This is a genomic window from Bacteroidota bacterium (genome assembly GCA_030706565.1).
GTDB lineage: Bacteria > Bacteroidota > Bacteroidia > Bacteroidales > JAUZOH01 > JAUZOH01.
Window position 1 is genome coordinate 1 of the sequence record JAUZOH010000275.1, and the last position, 5,247, is coordinate 5,247.

3 protein-coding genes are annotated in these 5,247 nt (G+C 39.5%); 2 read left to right on the plus strand and 1 reads right to left on the minus strand.

Annotated features, from left to right (window positions below):
* Nucleotides 1-368 precede the first annotated feature (368 nt).
* The gene (locus Q8907_12380; protein ID MDP4275067.1) at nucleotides 369-926 is read left to right on the plus strand and encodes an HD domain-containing protein; all 558 of its coding nucleotides are present in this window, start codon (nucleotides 369-371) and stop codon (nucleotides 924-926) included.
* 3 nt (nucleotides 927-929) lie between these two features.
* Here Q8907_12380 and tsaD read toward each other — a convergent pair whose 3' ends face one another.
* Nucleotides 930-1,949 carry a tRNA (adenosine(37)-N6)-threonylcarbamoyltransferase complex transferase subunit TsaD gene (gene tsaD, locus Q8907_12385; GenBank protein MDP4275068.1) on the minus strand — a complete coding sequence of 340 codons (1,020 nt, stop codon included), beginning with the start codon at nucleotides 1,947-1,949 and terminating at the stop codon, nucleotides 930-932.
* A 176-nt stretch (nucleotides 1,950-2,125) separates the two neighbouring features.
* Here tsaD and Q8907_12390 point away from each other — a divergent pair.
* Nucleotides 2,126-5,247: hypothetical protein (locus tag Q8907_12390; GenBank protein MDP4275069.1), on the plus strand; the 3,122-nt coding region annotated here is incomplete at its 3' end.

Consider the following 5,247-nt stretch of genomic DNA (forward strand, 5'->3'; position numbering starts at 1 on the left):
ATTTGTTTAATCTGCAATATATACAGGCTAAAGGGATTAACAGAACTTACGTTCTGCGGCAAATTCAAGGGTAAAACATTCGTTGACCGATTTTAATGACTATTATTAATGGATTCCAGGAGGGGTTGTTTTGTGGCTATGCCGCAAAATAACCCTTCCAGAGGTAAACATTTACGAAATTATTATCAATCAGGGCATAGCGAGGAATCTTTATATTTTCCCCTTACACCAATATTAAAAATCCGTCAAAACAAATACTGCCGAAGATTAAAAGTCAATAAGAAACAGAAATTCCATTTTCAATCCGGGGAAATCATCAAAATTCATCTAATTTTGTAAAATTATAAGGTCAATTTATTTAATTTCTTATGAATTTCGAGGATCAGGAGATGGGCTTATTTCTTAAAGCCCTTGAATTTTCGGCAGAAAAGCACAAACTTCAGCGGCGAAAGGGGTACAATCAGGTTCCCTATATCAATCATCCCATCAAAGTGTGTCATCTGTTGTACATGTCGGAGGAAAAAGATATAAACCTGCTGATAGCAGCACTTTTACATGATACACTTGAGGATACCTCTGCAACCGAAGAAGAGATTGCTCAGCTGTTTGGAAAGCCCGTACTGGAAATAGTCCTGGAAGTTACAGACAACATGGAATTGCCTTATGCCGAACGCAAACAAAAACAAATTGATAAAGCCCCTTTCCTTTCAGAATCAGCAAAAAAGCTTAAAATTGCCGATAAAATATGCAACATCCACGATATTGTCACTTATCCCTTAAGCTGGGCAAATGAAAGAAAGATTGCCTATCTTGAATGGGCAAAAAAGGTAGTCGAAAGATGCAGGGGCGCCAATGCTTTCCTTGACCTGAAATTTGAAAAGGAATTTACCGAAGGGATGAGCCTTTTGGGCCGTCCTCACCCATAGGGATCAAATCACCAGTCTTGCCATCGGAGAAATATCCAGGGTGGCAAATTCTTTTTTCTGATATTTATAATATCCGGTAATGGCTATCATTGCAGCATTATCCGTAGTGAATTTAAACTCGGGGAGGTATAATTTCCACTTACGTTTTGCCGCCACTTCGGTCAATGTGTTTCGCAACCCGCTGTTGGCAGCTACCCCGCCACCGATGGCAATTTCCTTAACCCCTGTCTGACGGGATGCCTTGATCAGCTTATCTACAAGCACTTCTACAATGATACGCTGGATAGAAGCACATAAATCATTCATATTCTCGCTGATAAAATTAGGATTTTCCTTCACCTTGTCCCTTAAAAAATAAAGGAATGAAGTTTTAAGCCCGCTAAAACTGAAATCCAGCCCACTAATTCTGGGTTTGGCAAACTCAAAAGCATCTTTGTTGCCCAATTTGGCATTCCGGTCAATATGAGGCCCGCCGGGATAGGGAAGCCCGATTACCTTTGCACATTTATCAATCGCTTCGCCTGCAGCATCGTCAATGGTACTGCCAATGATCTCCATATCCAGGTAATCCCTTACCAAAATTATCTGTGTGTTTCCGCCCGAAACCAATAAAGTAAGAAATGGAAACGAAGGGTAGTCTTTAGGCTTATCCTTTTCTTTGACGAAATTAGCCAATACATGACCCTGTAAATGGTTTACCGCAATTATAGGCAAATTGCGTGCAATTGCAAATCCCTTTGCAAATGAAGTCCCCACAATAAGCGAGCCCAGCAATCCCGGCCCCATGGTAAATGCAACCGCATCAATTTCATCAGAACCGACTTCTGCAAGTTTTAATGCCCTATCCACCACAGGAATTATATTTTTCTGATGTGCCCTTGAAGCCAGTTCAGGAACAACCCCTCCATAAGCCTTATGCACCTCCTGATTGGCAATAACCGTGGATAATAAATATCCGTCCCTGATGATGGCAGCAGAAGTGTCGTCACACGATGATTCAATTCCTAAAATGGTAACCCCCATTATTAAGTTTTTTTAAGAGAATTTTTGAACTAATTTTGTTTCTTTTGCGTTAGCAATTTAAAAAGTGCAAAACTATCAAAAAATTAATTAAAATATTCTTCATTTTCGTATTGGTAATCCTTGCCTTACCAACTACGGCTTATTTTGTTTTGCAAAACAGGAAAGTGCAGACCTTCGTGGTTCACAAGATCACAGAAGAACTTTCCCATTCCCTTCAGACTAAAATTTCAGTTGAATCTGTAGATTTTTCATTTTTCAACAATCTGATCCTGCGAAAAGTTTATGTGGAAGATCAAAAAAAAGACACCCTCCTGTTTGCTGACGGGATTAAAGTCAGGATCAACGGTTTCCATTTCAGAAAAAAATTAATCAATCTGGGGAAAACCACTTTCATGAATACAACCTTTAATTTGAAAGTGGACAGCAGCGGCCGGACAAACCTTCAGTTTATCCTGGACAAACTGAAGTCAAAAAAGCCAGCCAAGCCCAAACCTTCATGGAGTGTGACCTGTAAGAATTTTGAAATGACCGGATCGAGATTTACGCTACATTCGGCAAAAGCTACTCCCAAATCTTACGGGATAGATTTTTCAAACCTGGCACTGAATGATTTGAATATCAAAATCAACAATTATCATAAGGACGATGGAACCTTCATCTTTAATGTGAAACAAATCCAGTTTAAAGACAGAAGTGGTTTTAACCTGCTCAAATTTAAAGGCCGGGCAAGCATCAACAATAAAAAAATCCAGATCGATGATCTGGAGATTAAAACTCCGGAAACCTACATTTTGGCAAGCCTGTATAAGATGAGTTTTAACGGCTTCAAAGATTTCAAGAATAACGGGATCTTGACCAAAGTCAGGTTTAACGCCAATTTCGACCATTCAAGAGTAAGCTTCCATGATATTTCATATTTTGCCCGTACACTCAAGGAAATACACTCGGTGGTTGCCCTGAACGGCCATGTGAAAGGCAGTATCAGCGACCTCAAGGGAACTGGAATGGAATTCCGTTTTGGACAAAAAACCAAAATTGAAGGCGACTTCAGTCTTTATGGCTTACCTGTAATTGATGAAACCTTTTTCTATCTGAATTTTAAAAATCTGATTACCTGTACGAGTGATATTGAAGCTATTGATTTACCTACCCTGCAGCCGCATCATATTGAATTGTCCCCGGAGGTCAAGAAACTTGGAACGATCACTTATAAAGGGAAATTTAGCGGATTTTACAACGATTTCGTTGCTTATGGCAATTTCTCATCGGATTTGGGAAAAGTATCCTCGGATTTATGGATTAAGCCCATCAAACGAAGATTATTCCAATTTTCGGGCATGATCAAAACTACAGATTTTGATTTGGGACAATTGGCAAACGATCCCGAACATATCGGCAAAGTGACCATGAATATCAATGTCGACGGCCAAAGCAAAAACAAGGATATTGAAGGCAAGTTAAAAGGCCTGGTTTCAGACATTCAGATCAATAAATATAACTATAAGAACATCAACATAGCAGGCAACCTGCTGCACAAAACTTTTACCGGATCTGTTGCGGTGGAAGATCCATATATCAAACTTGCCCTGTCCGGGAAATTCAATTTCTCTTCCAAAACCCCTGATTTTAACTTCAGCGCCGATCTGCAAAGGGCAAACCTTCACCGCCTGAATCTCGACCGCATTGATACTACTTCCAACTTGTCATTTCTGATGAATGGAAATTTTAAAGGCCTGGATTTAGACGATCTGAACGGAAATATTGAGGTGACCAATGCATCCCTCCACCGATTTAACCAGAATGCAAAAGTCGACAGGATTGTTGTAAGTGCCTCAAAAATAAACGGAAAGAACAAAATTAATCTTAAATCCGACCTGATAGACGGAGAACTTAAAGGGCATTACCATTTCAAAACCTTGGCACTTTCTTTCAAGAAAATGATGACAAAATTTATTCCTTCGCTTAATAATGGTCAAAAATTAGCCGAGGACAGCCTGAATAATTTTTCTTTTTCATTTCTCCTAAAAAAGACCCTTCCGCTTAGCCAGACTTTATTGCCATCGGTATTCCTGTCGGACAATTCGAGCATAAGCGGTGAATACAGGCCTTCAGCCCACCATATTTTGCTTAATGGTTCAAGCCCTATGCTATCTGTTAAAGGAACAGAATTTGACAACTTCAACATCAGATCTACTTCTGCGGACAGCACGATTTCGGTTTTCTGGAACTGCAAAAGTGCATCGGTGAATAAAAAGAAAATCAGCCTGAAAAACTTTTCAATGAAAACAATGGCTGTCAAAGATGATGTTAATCTTGATATCAACTGGGATAACCAGGACAGCCTGAAAAACAACGGCAACATCCAGGCAATAGCTCATTTCAGCCGGCATTCAAACTGGAAAAGCCCGGTTGTCAATCTGCTTATTCAGCCATCAAAGTTTTACATCAACGACAGTTTGTGGTATTTAAATAAAACTTCGGTGGAGTTTGAGAATTCTTTTATCGGGATCAACAATCTCCTTGCACACAGGCAGAATCAATATATCAGGCTTGATGGCATTATTTCCCAGAATGAAAAAGACACCCTAAACCTGGACATCAGCCATATTGACCTAAGTGGTTTCGCCCATTTATTAAACATCAAAGGACTTAAAACAAACGGAATCCTCAATGGTTCTGTTAATCTCATAAATTTATACCGCACCCCCATCTTTGTGGCCAACTTAAGGATAGATTCCCTGGCAATAAATAATACTCAGATTGGGACAACCAACCTGGCTGCCCTCTGGAACAACCAAAAAAACAATATTGACATTCAGGGCATTTCCAAAAGGGGAAATTTAAAAACCTTGGATATCAGCGGTTATTATGTACCCGGCACAAAAGAGATAAACCTTGATGCCCGGTTGGATAAGATCAGGCTAAGCTTTATACAGCCCTACCTGTACAAAACAATTTCCGACATAAACGGATTACTTACCGGTGAAGTTACGCTGACAGGAAACTTCCCACATCCCTTGCTGAATGGAGATGTAAATGCCCAAAAAGCTTCATTCCTGATCAATTATCTTAAAACCCGTTATAATTTCACTAATACCATAAGCATTTCGAACAATAATTTCGTGGTCAAGGATTTAAACCTATACGATGAGAACGGGAATAAGGCAGTGGCCAACGGGACCATTACCAACAGGTATTTTGCAGATTTTGACTTTGATTTAAACATCAATGCCAAAAATTTCATGTTTTTTAATACTACCGAAAAAGACAATAATACATTCTACGGAAAAACTTTTGC